This window comes from Undibacterium sp. 14-3-2, from assembly GCF_016595265.1.
Taxonomy (GTDB): domain Bacteria; phylum Pseudomonadota; class Gammaproteobacteria; order Burkholderiales; family Burkholderiaceae_D; genus Undibacterium; species Undibacterium aquatile.
Genome location: NZ_JAENGS010000002.1, coordinates 509,655 through 524,993, shown reverse-complemented (window position 1 = coordinate 524,993; position 15,339 = coordinate 509,655). Strand labels below are relative to the sequence as shown.

The 15,339-nt window shown below is 50.2% G+C and carries 11 protein-coding genes; 5 read left to right on the top strand and 6 right to left on the bottom strand.

Annotation, left to right across the window (positions count from 1 at the left end):
* Position 1 precedes the first annotated feature (1 nt).
* Entirely contained in the window at positions 2-2,233 is a 2,232-nt protein-coding gene (locus Undi14_RS06810) for a serine/threonine-protein kinase (protein WP_200178892.1), read from the bottom strand.
* A 394-nt stretch (positions 2,234-2,627) separates the two neighbouring features.
* Here Undi14_RS06810 and Undi14_RS06805 point away from each other — a divergent pair, with 394 nt between their 5' ends.
* Positions 2,628-4,697: an AidA/PixA family protein gene (locus Undi14_RS06805; protein ID WP_200178884.1), complete on the top strand. Its 2,070-nt coding sequence runs from the start codon at positions 2,628-2,630 to the stop codon at positions 4,695-4,697.
* A gap of 244 nt (positions 4,698-4,941) precedes the next feature.
* On the opposite strand, the gene Undi14_RS06800 is transcribed toward Undi14_RS06805, so the two are convergent.
* The 5 genes from Undi14_RS06800 to Undi14_RS06780 form a co-directional block, all read right to left on the bottom strand.
* Positions 4,942-5,154: a hypothetical protein gene (locus Undi14_RS06800; protein ID WP_200178881.1), complete on the bottom strand. Its 213-nt coding sequence runs from the start codon at positions 5,152-5,154 to the stop codon at positions 4,942-4,944.
* Positions 5,155-5,275: 121 nt separating this feature from the next.
* Positions 5,276-6,469 carry an FAD-dependent monooxygenase gene (locus Undi14_RS06795; protein WP_234030458.1) on the bottom strand — a complete coding sequence of 398 codons (1,194 nt, stop codon included), beginning with the start codon at positions 6,467-6,469 and terminating at the stop codon, positions 5,276-5,278.
* On the bottom strand, positions 6,470-7,822 hold the full coding sequence (locus Undi14_RS06790; protein WP_200178879.1) for an aminopeptidase P N-terminal domain-containing protein: 1,353 nt from the start codon (positions 7,820-7,822) through the stop codon (positions 6,470-6,472).
* Positions 7,823-7,827: 5 nt separating this feature from the next.
* A complete protein-coding gene (gene murU / locus Undi14_RS06785) occupies positions 7,828-8,541 on the bottom strand; it encodes an N-acetylmuramate alpha-1-phosphate uridylyltransferase MurU (protein WP_200178877.1) in 714 nt (237 codons plus the stop codon).
* 10 nt (positions 8,542-8,551) lie between these two features.
* The gene (locus Undi14_RS06780; protein ID WP_200178875.1) at positions 8,552-9,619 is read right to left on the bottom strand and encodes an aminoglycoside phosphotransferase family protein; all 1,068 of its coding nucleotides are present in this window, start codon (positions 9,617-9,619) and stop codon (positions 8,552-8,554) included.
* A 182-nt stretch (positions 9,620-9,801) separates the two neighbouring features.
* On the opposite strand from Undi14_RS06780, the gene Undi14_RS06775 reads away from it, so the two are divergent.
* From Undi14_RS06775 to rsmA, 4 genes are all read left to right on the top strand, one after another.
* Entirely contained in the window at positions 9,802-12,006 is a 2,205-nt protein-coding gene (locus Undi14_RS06775; RefSeq protein ID WP_234030457.1) for an LPS-assembly protein LptD, read from the top strand.
* A 179-nt stretch (positions 12,007-12,185) separates the two neighbouring features.
* The gene (locus Undi14_RS06770; RefSeq protein ID WP_234030456.1) at positions 12,186-13,517 is read left to right on the top strand and encodes a peptidylprolyl isomerase; all 1,332 of its coding nucleotides are present in this window, start codon (positions 12,186-12,188) and stop codon (positions 13,515-13,517) included.
* Complete coding sequence (gene pdxA / locus Undi14_RS06765) at positions 13,517-14,563, top strand: 4-hydroxythreonine-4-phosphate dehydrogenase PdxA (RefSeq protein WP_200178864.1); 1,047 nt, start codon at positions 13,517-13,519, stop codon at positions 14,561-14,563. Before Undi14_RS06770 ends, pdxA begins: the two co-directional genes overlap by 1 nt.
* A complete protein-coding gene (rsmA, locus tag Undi14_RS06760; protein WP_200178862.1) occupies positions 14,560-15,336 on the top strand; it encodes a 16S rRNA (adenine(1518)-N(6)/adenine(1519)-N(6))-dimethyltransferase RsmA in 777 nt (258 codons plus the stop codon). Before pdxA ends, rsmA begins: the two co-directional genes overlap by 4 nt.
* Positions 15,337-15,339 lie beyond the last annotated feature (3 nt).

Genomic DNA, 15,339 nt, shown 5'->3' with positions numbered 1-15,339 from the left:
CTCATTGCTCATAGCGTGCATCTTTTCTGAGTGCCAGCAAATCGGGTTCCGCTTCGATAAATTTACGCGGGTATCCCTTTTTCATGGCCAGATGAATTTCTTCGAGAGCCCGCGCACGATTACTCAGCAATTCGTATGCCAGCCCCGCACGAAAGTGCACTGTCGCATTTTCTGGTAATAATTGCAGGGCTTTTTCTGTGTATTGCTGCGACTCTTTTTCATTACCTGCGCGCGCTGCATATAAGCCCATCTGCGAATTGATCGTCGGGTTGTCGGGCGCGCGTAATAATCGGGGCATGAGTAAGTCTATGGCTTTTTCGTAGGCGTTTTTCGCCTCCTGCTTACGCCCTGGCATCCATAACAAGGCATCGCCTAAATTTGCCCAGCCCAGATAGTCGACCGGGTTTCCTTTTACCGGTGACACTGCATTTTCGAATGCAGCGACGGCCGCTGGATAATCACCACGCATAAATAAGATGTTTCCTAAATTACCGTAGAGCATGGCACCGGGTCTGATCTGCAAGCCCTGCTGCAACACTTGCATCGCCGCACTACTGTCTTTTTTTCTGGCTAAGATTGCCGCCAGATTCGCATACGCAAACACGGCGTCCGGTTGAATTTCGATACTGTGGCGAAAGGCTTGCTCGGCTTCATCAAATTTGTCTTCCTGAAAAAATGCATAACCCAGTAAGTCAGCAAAATGTCTTTCAGATGGATGCAGGTTTAATTGTATTTTCGCGTATTCCTGCGCCTCACTATACCGGCGCAGGGTTGTTAATATTTTGATTTTGCCAAACCAGGCAAAAATATTCCCGGCATCCAGCGATAGTGCTTTATCGTATTCAAGTAATGCCCGCTCTGCTTTTCTTTGCGCGGCTAAGGCTTTGGCTTGTGCAACATGGCTCAAGGCCAGTAATTGATTCAATTTCAGGGCTTGCTGTGCACTGGCATCGGCTTGCCTGAGCAAGGTTTCATCGGGTAATTCAGTTTCATAGCGATAGCTATACACCAGTGATACACCTGCTACTGCTGCTGCATTGTTCGGGCTATGTTTGAGTATGGTTTCGAAGCTTTGCTGGGCTTTGTCGAGACTGCCGGGGCGGTCGAAGAGTTTTAATGCCTCAAGCCCCTGTTGCATCGTCAGGGCTTCGGAATACGGTTTGAGCAGGCTGGTGTCGAAATTCAGATAAGGGATCGCTTTCCACGCACCGAAGGCGAGTAATACGCTGGCGCTGATCGCCATCAGAATGCGGGCGGGCTTGCTGCGCTGCCACCCGCTCGCAGAGGGGAAGAGCTTGGCTGGCGCATGCTGTGGCAGAGTCATGGCTTCGGCTTTCATTGACACCGTGCCAGAGCTATCGGTGTTGTGCGCCTGCTGTATCTGCGTGATCACTTGCTGCATGTCGGGCAGACGGCGCTCTGCCTGGCGAGTGGTCATTGCAATCATCAGTTGAATCACGGCGGGCGGTGTCAGCGAAGGAAATTCCCAACTATCAGAATTGGCCTGCATCAGTGCCGCAGCCAAGGCAAGGCCATTGAGATTTGCGAATGGTCGTTTTCCACAGACGCTTTCGTACAGGATTACGCCTAACGCATAGATGTCGCTTTGCGGGGTGGCGGCAGAGCCTGTCATGCGTTCAGGTGCCATGTAGGCGATGGTTCCCTGAGGGTCTAGCTGATTCAACGAGGTCGTTAACTGCGTGTCTGCGTGTGATGCCAGACCAAAATCGAGAATGCGTACGCGGCTATCAGGTTCAAGCATGAGGTTGGAGGGCTTCAGATCGCCATGTGTCAGACCTGAGACATGGGCGACCTGCATTGCTTGTGCTACTTGCAGCACAACATCCAACGCTTGCGTTGTTTCCAGCGGGCCTTGCTGTAATCTTTGCTTTAAGGTTTGCCCCGGCACCAGTTCCATGATGATGGCAGGCGGATCAAACTCATCCTCAATCGCAAACACTTTAACGAACGCGGGATGTTGTAAGGACGCGGCCAGCCTCGCTTCTTTTATCAGGCTGGCGGTCGACGAGTGGCCGTCAAGACTTTTCAACTGTTTGATCGCGACATAGCGTTGCAGCTTGCTATCCCATGCCTGACGCACTTGTCCGAAGCCACCTTCGCCCAGACTTTTTCCCATTTGGTAATGTCGTAAATTCACAGAGTCATCCGTGTGTACTGGATGGGAAGGCTGTTCCTGATCGTCGGATTTTGGTAGGGCATCGCTGTTTGACATGTGTTACTGGGCTCCTGCGTTGGCGGCGCAAAAGAAAATCATCTTTTGCTCTGGGTCATCGCCAGAAATATAGCAAGCTATGAAGTGAATGTAAAAACTTCTTGCAGTGCAGTATGTCAACGCGATTTTTTACATGTCAACGATCATGCTGCGACACGCTTTCTCATTACGTGCGCGGTACGATTTGATCCGCTTCTTCTATGGTTAAAGGGCTAAATTCTTTGTGGTGACAGCGTTTCCAGGTTCTATCACTGTTACTGTTTATGCGCGGAAATATTCTGGCACATGATTTGCAATTGCATTGTTGAAAGCACATGACAGGTCAACCAAATTGTTTGTTGACCTGACTATGCTGCAAGGTTGGTTTTGAGAATCATGCATTCCGGAGAGCGCTATGAGCAATTTGGTCGTCAATATCAGTACCACGAGAAACGAAAAACTTTTGTGGCTGATGGCAACGCTGTCGGCAGGCTGTGAGACCGCACCCAGTATAGGTGTTTGCACGTCGGTGCTACTGTCTACGCTAAGCAGCGTGACAATCCCGGAGGGATTTTCTGGTCGTTTATATTTTTTTTGCACTGATGACCAGAGTTCGATTCCGACAACGCCATCGGCGATAACGACGGCGTTAGCGCTGCGTTACGATTGGATAGAAATCACCTACGATGGCTCGCCAACGGCATGTGCGAATCTCACTTCGGTCGATCAGTTTGGTCTGGCGATGAGTTTGAGTACCTTGGATGCCACAGGTGGCATGTTACAAAGCGTCGGCTATCAAACCGACGCGGCTACCGTGATTCAACAATGTCAGGCGGTGGCACCTGATGCGATTGTGAGCGATGGCTCGCAATTTTTGCGGGTAGTCTCGCCTTTGCATATGCCTGCTGCTTACCCAAGTTTGCAAACTTATCTGCATGCGCTGGAAGGACAATCGTTGCGGCTGACAGGAGAATACGATGGCGGTAAGGATGCGAAGGGGTATTCCCATCGAGCCAGAAGCTTTGATTACAGTTGTGAATTTGATCTCACTCAGTTGAATTTGCGATTGACTGCTCATCCGGACAGCCAGATCACTGGCACAATTCAGATTGCCAGCGCCGATTTTATGAAGATGATTTATGCCTGCGACGGTCAGTTTAACGTGCCGCGCAGCAGCGCTGGCCCATTTCAGAATGGCATTGGTGATTCGGTTGGTTTCAATGATCCTTGGTCTGCCGTGGTACGTAATTTTATTGCCGGATTTAATCTTGGCTTTTATGGATATTCGCCAAGCCTTAACCAACATACGTATAACTGCAATCATAGCTGGAACTGGCTGCCGCAGTTCGCATTCCAGAACACGATGACGGGTGCGCCTGATTACAATCGATATGCGGCCATTGTGACGGCAGCGTCGAATTCTTACGGTTTCCCTTTCAGTGATTTACTTGGCAAACCGTTGGTCAGTCTTGCGAATGCGTCGAGCTTGCAGATCACGCTGTTTGCCGATAATGAATCTGGCGGTTATACGCCACCGCCTGCGACCAGCCTCAGCCCAGTGGCTAGCCTGAATCCTCAGGGTACAGGAGAGACTTCGCTGGCCGTGATTTTTGATGCAGGCGTTGGTCAGTCTCATCCCTATCCTGGCAAATTGATTTTTGAAAATACCAGCTACTCGTTCGGTCAATACTGCTGGTTCGATCATCAGAACCCATCCATCAGCAGTGCCCCCGGTAATTGCACGATTAACTGGGTACCCTTTACACAGAGTGAGATTTGTCAGTATCAGTTTTCTATACAAAACAAGCCATTTAATCTTTATCTGCAGTTTGATGCAGCGGGAAATATTCTGCAAAGCGTGGTCGATGGTGGTTTGACTGCGACCGTGAGCGCGACACATCAGCAGATCACGATTTCCGGTATTCAGTATCACATTGCCCCCTTAGCTTTAAAAAGTGAGGCACCTGAGACCGTCGATATTCTGTGTGTGATTGATGCCACAACATTGATGAAGTCAGTCAAAAACGGCCTCTTGCATCCTGGCAGCATAGCGCAGCCGACACCGTTGGGATCATGGGACGATTCTGACGCCTATATTTTTATGATTGCGGATGCTGATTATGTCGTCAATGACCAGGCAAAATCTGAGTTGACGGTCAAATGTAAAGTGGGTGATACCTTGCGCTGGACGATTACCAATCCCTCGGCAGGGATTGATTACAATTGCATGTTGTACGATTTTACGAGTGGATCTGACGGCGTTATATCCAAACCGTCAGTACAGATCGCGCCTCTGGTTTCGTACTGCAATAATCCATTAAACCCAACCTCGTCTTTACCAACCGCGTATATGGCGGCACCGTGGATCTCCGAAGTATTGAAAACAGGCAGTGTTCAATACTCGTGGGCACTGCAGATTATCAATGCCAAAACCGGACGGACTGAAGCGTGTTTTACGTGGGACCCGTTCATCAATATTGAGTGAGCGACATCAAATAATCGTTGTAGTGAAGCTTGCCCTATGTTCAATCAGGGAAATTATTTCCGTCGTATCGGCACAGGATATCCCTGCATAGAATAAGGGCTTGCAGACACTATCGAGCCAGAAGGCGCGTCGATATTGAGGGATAGAATGAGGGATTTGGAGCGAGGCGTCAGACGGTAAATAAGGACAGAAGAGAAGGGTAAAGAAGGGCGTATTGCCCTTCGGATAGCGACGCAAATCTGGATTAGCGTGCGAAGGAAAAACGCAGTGCGAATTTTCTGAAATGGCGATAGCTGGCACCAAGTTTTTGCAGGGAATCGAGTGATTCAGAAAGGGATTCGCCGTCTTTTGCAAAGCTGATGCGGAAATCTTCGTAGGCTGCTTCCAGCACAGTGGCGAGCTGGTGGTTGTATAAACGGCTGTAATTCAGTGCGCGTCTTTTCGTGCGTAATTTCATGGTGTTTCCTTAAATATTGGCAATACAGGGGCGGATTATAGCCTGTTTAAAAAAAGCACTGCGTTAAAACCCCCGTAAGGCAACCAATGCGAATATCAGATCTGATCAGCACTAAGCCGCCTTATTCGCGCCATCCGTACATCATATGTCCGGCTAGCACATCGCGTGCTGGTTTGTATATATCGACGACACTAAGAGCCAAGCCCAGCAGCGATTGCATCAGTGAGCCATCTGGCGTGCTGGCGAAGATACGTGCCAGCGTATCGGTCAGGCGTATCGTGATGTTGCGGTCGGCTTGCCTTTGCCGGATGAATTGTTCCAATGCCGCCGCTGGCTGATCCAGTTGATGCGCATGGCGGCTCAGGCAACGCGCCAGCACGAACGTATCACGTAATCCCAGATTCAGACCCTGCCCGGCTACCGGATGCAAAGTCTGGGCTGCGTTACCTATACTGACGGTGCGGGCTGTTGCGTGTGCCTGCGCATTCAGACCTAGCGGGTAAGATACCCGTTCTGATACCTTTTGCAGTTGCCCGATACGATCACCGAACGCCTGTTGTAAGGCTTGTTTAAAGTGCAGATCGTCGGCTGCTAATAATTGCTCGGCCACAGTTGGACGCACACACCAGACCAGCGCATAACCATCTTCTTGCGGCAATAGGGCGAGCGGCCCTTGTTCGGTAAACCGCTCAAACGCCCGGTGCAGCAAAGGTTGATCGCTGGTGACATGGGCGATGATGGCGATTTGCTGATAATCGTGGCGGTAGGTGCGTGCAGACTGATCGGAAAATGTTCCACCTTCGGCTTGCACAACCACGTTGGCGCTCATGCTGCTGTTGTCGCCAGTGACAGGATGTTGCAGATTCAGGCGCACATGGTCACCTGCCTCGTCCAGACTGCTGACCAGTAAGGGCCGGTGAATCCGGATACCGGCGTGGGCGATCTCTCTTTGCATCGGTGCAATGATGTCGCCGTAACGCGCAACATAACCTAAGGCTGGCACCGCATAATCATTGGCTTTGATCAGGCTGCGTCCGAAATGCCCGCGCCGCGAGACATGAATTTCGCTGATCTGCGTTGCTTTGACTGGCCAACTGCCCGCCATCTCTAAAATTTGCCGACTGCCGGCAGACAGCGCAATCGTGCGTGCATCCTGTTCCGCCTGTGCACTGGTTTTTCCATCGAATAAGGCGATCCTGTCTGCCGCTATACCCTGTTTATGCAACAACAAAGCGAGTGCCTGACCAGCAGGGCCCGCGCCGCAAATGGCGATGTCAACATCATTGATAATGGCGTGAGTCGTTGGTTTCATCATTTATGTAGTACGCATTTCTGCTTCAATTTCTGTCACCGTTTTTGGTGTGTCGCTGGTCAGATTCCGATGGCCCTCAGCAGTGATCAGGATATCGTCTTCGATGCGAATACCGATATTCCAGAATTCTTTCGGTACATCGGGTGCTGGCTGCACGTAGATGCCCGGCTCTATCGTAATGACCATCCCGGCCTGCAAAAGACGATAAGGCTTTTCGTCGCCGCTATATTCATTTTCTCTGTAATTGCCGACGTCATGCACGTCCAGACCCAGCCAGTGTCCGGTGCCATGCATATAAAAACGCCGGTAAGCCTGACTTGCCAACGCGTCGTCAAGATTGCCGACACTGTTTTTATTCAATAAACCGGTATCCAGCATTCCCTGCGTTAAAACGCGCAAGGCTGCGTGATGCCCATCCATATACCGGCTGCCCGGATGCGCGCAGTCAAGTGCGGCTTGCTGCGCTGCCAGCACGATGTTATACAAGGTGTTCTGTGCAGGGCTGAAACGGCCATTGGCTGGAAATGTACGCGTGATATCGGAAGCGTAACTGTTGAATTCGCAACCCGCATCGATCAGGATCAAATCCCCTTCTTTTATCTGCGCCCGGTTGCTCTGATAATGAAGAATACAGGCATTGGCCCCGCTGGCAACGATGGAGCCATAGGCGGGTGACTGTGCTCCCTGACGAAGAAACTCATGCAGTAATTCGGCTTCGAGTTCATATTCAAATTGACCCGGACGGGCACAGCGCATCGCTCGCGTATGCGCCGTTGCAGAGATGCTGGCGGCGCGTTGCATCAGTACGATTTCTGTTTCGTCTTTGATCAGTCGCATTTCATCCAGCAAGACCCGCACGTCCAATGTGCGTGCCGGAGCGTGAATTCCTGTGCGGCTTCTGGCGCGTACTGCCTGTAGCCATTGATGTACCTGCGTGTCCAGATGCGGTTCGGCGGCAGTGCTGTAAAACAAGGTGTGCGCATCAGCCAGAAAATCCGGCATTTCAGTGTCGATATTGTCGATGGCATCAGTGAGATCGAAGCCGAATGTAGTTTTAGCAGCTTCCGGCCCGAAACGGAAACCATCCCAGATTTCACGTTCGGGATTTTTTTCACGGCAAAACAACATCGATTTTTCTTCGTCTGCATTCGCGATTAATACCAATACCGCTTCGGGCTCATCAAAGCCGGACAGATAATAAAAATAGCTGTCGTGCCGGAATGGAAACGGATTATCGTTGTTACGGATATGTTCCTGTGCAGTTGGAATGATGGCGACACCACCGCCATGCGCCCGCATCAGCGCCATCAGTCGCTGGCGGCGGAGCTGGAAATGGGCATGGCTGTGTTTTTGCATTGCTTTCACCGCTTGAACGTCAACGGCGCATTGAGTGCATGTAACTGATCCGGAGTCCCAAGATTATGCCATTCGCCGCGATACAATTCGCCGCCGATGCGACCTGCATCAATGTATTCACGCAGCAACGGGCCGAGTTTGGCGTAATCGCCGGGGCGTATGCTGGCAAACATTTCCGGGCGGTACACGCCGACATTGGCAAAGGTATGCCTTGGTGTGCCTTCGTTCGACAGCCCCATCAGCGTCATTGCAAAGTCGCCACCGGGATGAAAGGATGGATTTTTCACCATATACAGCCAGGCGATATCGCGTTGATCGGCAGGGTGCGGATTGCCCCATGGATCATTGTCTTCCAGCGTGTTCAGGCATTCTTTAAAATCAAAATGCGGAATGTAAATATCGGCCGACACAACAACAAACGGATCTTCGCCGATCAGAGACAGGGCTTGGGCGATACCGCCGGCGGTTTCAAGCGCACTGTCTTCTGCCGAATATTGAATCTGCACACCGAATTGAGAGCCATCACCCAGCGCGTCTTCTATCATGTGACCCAGGTGCGCATGGTTGATGACGATGTCGGTGATGCCTGCCTTAGCCAGATTCAGTAAGTGCCAGACGATCAGCGGTCTGCCGCGCACCTTCAGTAAGGGTTTAGGACAATCATCGGTCAGTGGGCGCATGCGTTCACCGCGTCCCGCTGCGAGTAACATGGCTTTCATTATCGTCGCCTCAGAATGTATAGCCAACTTGTGGCGCGGTATTTTCTAATTCATCGAGCAAGCGCAACAGCGGCACCAGTTCTTTATAACGATGTGCGGTCTTGCGTATATATTCCATGACAGTTGGAATGTCTGCGAGATAGGTGTCTTTGCCGTCGCGATGTGAGAGGCGAGTAAAAATACCGAGAATTTTCAGATGACGTTGTAAGCCCATCCATTCAAAGTCACGATAAAAATTGTCGATGTCGGTAGGAACCGGCAAGCCTGCACGTTTGGCTTTTTCCCAATAGCGAATGGCCCAGTCGAGCACCATTTCTTCATCCCATTGTACATACGCATCACGTAACAAGGACACCAGATCGTAAGTAAGGGGACCATATACGGCATCCTGGAAATCAACGATACCGGGATTGCCTTTGTCCATCCAGATCAGATTGCGCGAGTGAAAATCGCGGTGCACAAAGACTTGTGGCTGCGCCATTGCGCTGGCGAGCAGATGTTCAAAGACCTTGTCCAGCGTTTTGGTTTGTGCTTCGGTGAGGGTGACGCCCAGATGTTTGCCGATATACCACTCAGTAAAAATATTCAGTTCACGCAACAGAAATGCACGATCGTATTCAGGCAACACATCCGGCTGGCTCTGAGTTTGCAGCAAGACCAGACTGTCTATCGCATCCAGATACAGTTTATGAGCGGTGTCATTATTCAGTACATGGGCATAGGTATGTTGCCCCATATCGCTGACCAGCAGAAAGCCTTGGGTCAGATCTTGCGCAAAAATTTCCGGTACAGATAAATTCATTTGCCGGAACAGATCGGCAACCTTGATATAGGCTGCTGAATTTTCCGTGGCGGGTGGGGCATCAACGGCGATCAGGCTGTTGCCACTTTTTGTGTCAATCCGGTAGAACTGGCGAAAACTGGCATCGGCTGACGCGGGACGCATCGTTTCTATCAGCAATTCCTGATCCGGAAGATTTGTCAGCCATTCACGCAGAGCGAGGCGGCGTTCTTCTTTTTTATCCGGCAAAGCGGGATTTTGTGTCGGTGTTTGCGTCGGTGTAACGGTGGATGACATGGGTAAAATAATAAGAGAGTTAGTTTGTCTGCACTGTTCAGCTGGTTTTCTCAGCATTTCACCTATAATAGGCGACTGATTTCTGGCGGATTGTCTGAATGATACCGACCAGCATGCTTGCAAAACGCTTACTGACCTCTGAATACATGCGCAGGAAACCCGTATTATCTCACTCACCGCTGATGTTTCCTACTATCCCCGCGATTGTCGTGTCGGTGCTCGTACCGGCCTTCTTTGCGCAGGCGCAGGCGCAAACAACAGCTCCTCAGAGCTTTGAGGAAGATCTGGTACTACGCCAGAAAAATAATCAAACCAAAGCCGACGATAAAAACGCCCCGACGACCGTGCAGTCAGAACGTCTGTGGGGAAGACCAGAGCGATTTATCCACTTTGAAAATGATGTTGAAGTTGTAAAAGGTGCGACGACCATGAATGCAGATAAGGCCACTTATCGCTTTCTTGAAGATGAGGTCGACGCTGAAGGGAAGGTCAGTTTGCAGCGTAATGGAGATTGTTACAAAGGGGATAGTGCCCGCATCCAGCTTGATTCAAGCTCCGGCAATGTGATCAACCCTGTGTACAAACTGTTGCGTAACAACGCGCAGGGCAAAGCGGAAAAAATCGATTTTATTGATGAAGAGCGTTCTCTCATTCATCAGGGAACTTACAGTACTTGTGATGGGCTTGATCCGGATTGGTATTTGCGTGCTGAAACACTGGACCTCGATACCGGTCTTGATAAAGGGATCGCAGGCAAATCCGTACTGTACTTTCTGGGAACGCCAATTCTGGCGACGCCTTCGCTGACATTTCCGTTGTCAGGCGCGCGTCATTCCGGGTTCCTGCCACCGGTTTTCGGTGCCTCATCCAAGGGCGGTGCAGAATTTGCCTTACCCTATTATTTCAATATTGCACCGAATCGTGATCTGACTTTATATCCTAAGGTGATTTCACGTCGTGGCTTGCAGCTTGGTGCTGAAGGGCGCTATCTGGGCGAAACATATCGTGGCGAAACCAGTCTTGAGGGGCTCAATAATGATCGCGTCACGAATACCAATCGCTATGCGCTGACGTCTGTTCATCAGCAACAACTGCTGCCAGAGCTGGCGCTGAACTGGAATCTGAATTACGCGTCAGACGATAATTATCCGTCGGATTTTTCAAATTCAATTACCAAGACTTCGCAGCGTTTATTATTGCGCGACATTAATTTCACGTATACCGGATCGTTCTGGAATCTGAATTTACGTGCCAGTAACTATCAGGTATTGCAGGATTATGCAGCACCTATTGCCCGGCCGTATGATCGTTTACCGCAACTGCAATTTCATGCCGAGCAGCATGATGTGAAAGGATTTGACTGGTCCGCAGATGCAATGCTGACGCGCTTCTGGCATCCCACACAAGTACGTGGTGACAGGCTGGTTCTGAATCCGCAGGTCTCATTCCCTATGGTTGAACCTGGCTATTTTGTGGTGCCGAAAGTGTCTTTGCATGCGACCACTTATCAGTTGTCCAATATCGTTCCCGGTCAGGACCCGAATTTCCACCGTGTCGTTCCGACTTTTTCTGTTGACAGTGGCCTGGTGTTTGAACGGCAATCCAGTTTGCTGGGAAAAGAAGTCACACAAACGCTGGAACCTCGCTTGTTCTATGTACGTACACCGTATCGCGAACAGTCTGCTTTTCCTAATTTTGACAGCGGTGTAGCTGATTTCAATTTTGCGCAGATTTTCAGTGAAAATCGTTTTACCGGCCAGGATCGTATCGGTGACGCCAATCAGATTACCGCCGCATTGGTCTCCCGCTATATAGAAATGGATGGCGAGGAAAGACTTAAACTTGCGTTGGGGCAGCGCTTTTATTTCAATACCCAGCGCGTGACGCTGGATAACGTGAACAGCCCGAGTCGTTCAGACTTATTACTGGCAGCATCTGGAAAAGTCTCACCGACTTTGTCGGCAGATGCCGCTTTGCAGTTGAATCAGAGTACCCATCAATCGGTGCAGGCGAGTTATGGAATACGCTGGCAACCTGATGTAAAAAAAATCTTGAATCTGTCTTACCGCCTGCAACGGGATACATTGAAACAGCTCGATATTTCGGGACAATGGCCGATTGCGAATCGCTGGTATGCCGTCGGTCGCAGCAATTATTCTCTGATGGATAAGCGCGTTGTTGATGGTCTGGTTGGTTTTGAATACAAGGCCGATTGCTGGTCCTTACGCTTCCTCGCGCAGCGTTTTGCGGTGAACAGTACCAATAATAATTCAGGTTTTTCAATTCAGCTTGAACTGAACGGTTTAGCGCGATTGGGTATCGGTAATAACCCGATTGAAGCGTTAAAAAGGAATATCTCCGGTTATCAACCGGTTAGTGAGCGTTAATTGACGTTCGTTTAGACGAGAAAAAAGTCATTGACGATTTTCTCTGCGGCAATGTCAGGATGTGGTTGTTTGTGAAATGAGAGCTAACGTGTATATTGCAACTTTTGCGCTCTCAGAACACGCTGCTCTGACGCCTTGCTTAACCAGCTTTTTAGAACATTATGCGACATTTATTGCACATGAAACAACGCACTTTTATTTCTGTTTTGGCCGTTTCCGCAAGTTTGCTGACAAGTCAGTTCAGTCTGGCACAACAGGTATCAGCCCCTGCTAAACCACAAGCCATCAACAGCATTGCCGTAGTCGTGAATGATGAAGTGATCACGCAGCAAGAGGTTAATGAGCGCATAGTGTCCGTTGAACGTCGGCTCAAAGCGCAAGGAACCGCCTTGCCTGACCGCGCCGAATTAAAGAAACAATTAATTGAACGCTTGATTGTTGACCGTGCCCAGTTACAGTTGGCCAAAGAAAATGGCATGCGGGTTGATGATGTGATGCTGGATCGCACCTTACAGCGCATGGCCGAGCAGAATAAAATGAATCTGCAGGAATTCCGCAATCAGATCGAACGTGAAGGCACTTCATTTGCGCGTTTCCGAGAAGAAATCCGCGACGACATCATGATGCAACGTATTCGCGAACGTGAAGTGGATAGCAAAATTTTGATTACTGAATCAGAAATTGATAATTTCCTGGCAGCAGAAGCTACTGCCAAAGTCGGTAAACAAGAAATCAACTTACTGCATATTCTGGTTCGTATTCCTGAAAATGCTACTGCCGAGCAAATCGCTTTGCGCCGTAATCGCGCTGAAGAAGTCGTGCAGAAATTACGTTCTGGCGGTGATTTTGCCAAGTTGGCCGTGACTTATTCTGACAGCGCTGAAGCATTGAAAGGTGGCGATATCGGTTGGCGTGAACAAGATCGTATTCCGCAATTGTTTATTGACGCGATCAATAAAATCAAAGTTGGCGAATTCTCTGAAATCGTCCGTAGCCCGAATGGCTTTCATATTTTGAAACTGGTCGGGAAGCGTGCCGCCAGTGAGGGCCAGCCTGCAGTTGCGGCGGTTCAGCAGACCCGCGTTCGCCACATCCTGATTAAAGCGAATCAGATCGTGACTGAAGCGGAAGCACGTCAGAAATTACTGGATCTGAAAAAGCAGATAGAAAATAAAACAGCAACATTTGAAGAGTTGGCTAAAACCAATTCTGCTGATGGTAGTGCGTCCAAAGGCGGTGATCTCGGCTGGATTTACCCCGGCGATACCGTCAAAGAGTTTGAAGATGCGATGAATAAGCTCGCCATCAATGAAGTCAGTGATCCTGTGCAGTCGCCGTTTGGCTTCCACCTGATTCAAGTGCTGGAACGTAAAACCGAAGATCAGTCTAAAGACCGCCAGCGTATGACGGCACGTCAGGCTTTACGCGAACGTAAATCGGATGAAGCGCTGCAGGACTGGCTGCGCGAATTGCGTGACCGTACCTATGTTGAATACCGGGAAGATCAATAATGCCTGAACCAAGATTGCCGGTCATTGCCCTGACGGTAGGAGAACCGGCAGGAATCGGACCGGAAATCTCGTTGCGTGCGGCATGGTCTTTACGTCACGAAGTCCGACCAGTACTGATAGGGGACGCCGCTTATCTGGCGATGCTGGCAAATGAGATTGATCCGGCCATTCGCCTGATGGCAGTCTCGATCGAAGCAGTCAGAAATTACGGCTTGTCCGCGATTCCCGCAGATCGAATGAGCGTCATTGATTGCCCGCTGAGTGCGCATGTCGTTGCCGGTCAGCTGGATCCGCGTAATGGCCGTGCGGTATTGCATACATTGGATGTTGCTATCGAAACGGTGGAGCAAGGCTGGTGTGATGCTGTCGTTACTGCTCCTTTGCAGAAAAGCACGATCAACGACGCCGGGGTGAAATTCAGTGGTCATACAGAATATTTCGCAGAAAAAACGCATACACCGCAAGTTGTGATGATGCTCGCTTGCGAAGCCAGTGCTCATCTGCCTCAAGCTTTACGCGTTGCGCTGGCAACCACACATTTACCATTAAAAGACGTTGCGCAGGCGATACAGTCAGAGCATTTATTGCGCACGATACAGATCATCAATACCGATTTGCGAGACAAGTTCGGCCTGTCTCAGCCTCGTATTCTTGTTACTGGTTTGAATCCGCATGCCGGTGAAAACGGTTATCTCGGAACTGAAGAGATCAACGTCATCACCCCCGTGATTCAGCAGGCGCAAAGCATGGGTATCAATGTCAGCGGCCCTTATCCGGCGGATACTTTGTTTCAGCAAAAATATCTGGCGGATGCGGATTGCGTGCTGGCGATGTATCACGATCAAGGCCTTGCTGTTCTCAAGCATGCGAGTTTCGGGCTGGGCGTCAATATCACTTTGGGATTGCCGCTGATCCGTACCTCCGTCGATCATGGCACGGCGCTCGACCTCGCTGCAAAAGGCGTGGGACACGCCGATATCCGCAGCATGCAGGTCGCGATACGCACTGCTGCTGTTATGGCAAAAAACAAAACATCATCATCATGAAACATATTCCACGTAAACGTTTCGGTCAGAATTTTCTGACCGATCAATTGGTATTGAGCCAGATTATCCGCTCTATCAATCCGCAGGCTGGTGATACGATGGTTGAGATCGGCCCAGGTCTCGCCGCGATGACGCGCTTGCTGCTCGAAGGTGTGCCGCAGATGCATGTGGTCGAGCTCGATCGCGATCTGGTCGCCCGCCTGAAAAAAAGTTTTTCTCCCGAAAAGCTGGTCGTACATGAAGGCGATGCGCTTAAATTTGATTTCTCCTCTATTCCTGTACCGGAAGGAAAGAAATTACGGGTCGTCGGTAATTTGCCGTACAACATTTCCAGCCCCTTGTTGTTCCGTCTCGCTGAAATTGCGCCGCTGGTTCAGGATCAGCATTTTATGTTGCAAAAAGAAGTGGTTGAGCGCATGGTCGCAACGCCGGGCTGTAAAGCGTATGGACGTTTGTCTGTCATGCTGCAATGGCGTTATCACATGGATTTGTTATTCATCGTGCCGCCAGAGGCTTTTGATCCGCCGCCGAAAGTGGATTCGGCGATTGTGCGCATGATTCCTAAAGCTGAAATGCTGGCGTGCGAGCAAAAAAACCTGGAAGCCGTTGTGACCAAAGCATTTTCGCAGCGACGTAAAGTGGTGCGGAATTGCGTCGCCGGGATGTTTACTGAGCAACAGTTAATTGATGCCGGTATCGATCCGCAAGCGCGGCCTGAGACGATTGCGCTTGAACAATATGTCAATCTGGCTCGCCTTCTGCCTGCTGCATAATTT

Bases quoted from the DNA above. Each gene is read 5' to 3' on its own strand.
- pdxA (WP_200178864.1), top strand. From the start codon at position 13,517: ATGCCTGAACCAAGATTGCCGGTCATTGCCCTGACGGTAGGAGAACCG.
- Undi14_RS06770 (WP_234030456.1), top strand. From the start codon at position 12,186: ATGAAACAACGCACTTTTATTTCTGTTTTGGCCGTTTCCGCAAGTTTG.
- rsmA (WP_200178862.1), top strand. From the start codon at position 14,560: ATGAAACATATTCCACGTAAACGTTTCGGTCAGAATTTTCTGACCGAT.
- Undi14_RS06790 (WP_200178879.1), bottom strand. From the start codon at position 7,822: ATGCAAAAACACAGCCATGCCCATTTCCAGCTCCGCCGCCAGCGACTG.
- Undi14_RS06775 (WP_234030457.1), top strand. From the start codon at position 9,802: ATGTTTCCTACTATCCCCGCGATTGTCGTGTCGGTGCTCGTACCGGCC.
- Undi14_RS06780 (WP_200178875.1), bottom strand. From the start codon at position 9,619: ATGTCATCCACCGTTACACCGACGCAAACACCGACACAAAATCCCGCT.
- Undi14_RS06795 (WP_234030458.1), bottom strand. From the start codon at position 6,469: ATGATGAAACCAACGACTCACGCCATTATCAATGATGTTGACATCGCC.
- Undi14_RS06810 (WP_200178892.1), bottom strand. From the start codon at position 2,233: ATGTCAAACAGCGATGCCCTACCAAAATCCGACGATCAGGAACAGCCT.
- Undi14_RS06805 (WP_200178884.1), top strand. From the start codon at position 2,628: ATGAGCAATTTGGTCGTCAATATCAGTACCACGAGAAACGAAAAACTT.
- murU (WP_200178877.1), bottom strand. From the start codon at position 8,541: ATGAAAGCCATGTTACTCGCAGCGGGACGCGGTGAACGCATGCGCCCA.
- Undi14_RS06800 (WP_200178881.1), bottom strand. From the start codon at position 5,154: ATGAAATTACGCACGAAAAGACGCGCACTGAATTACAGCCGTTTATAC.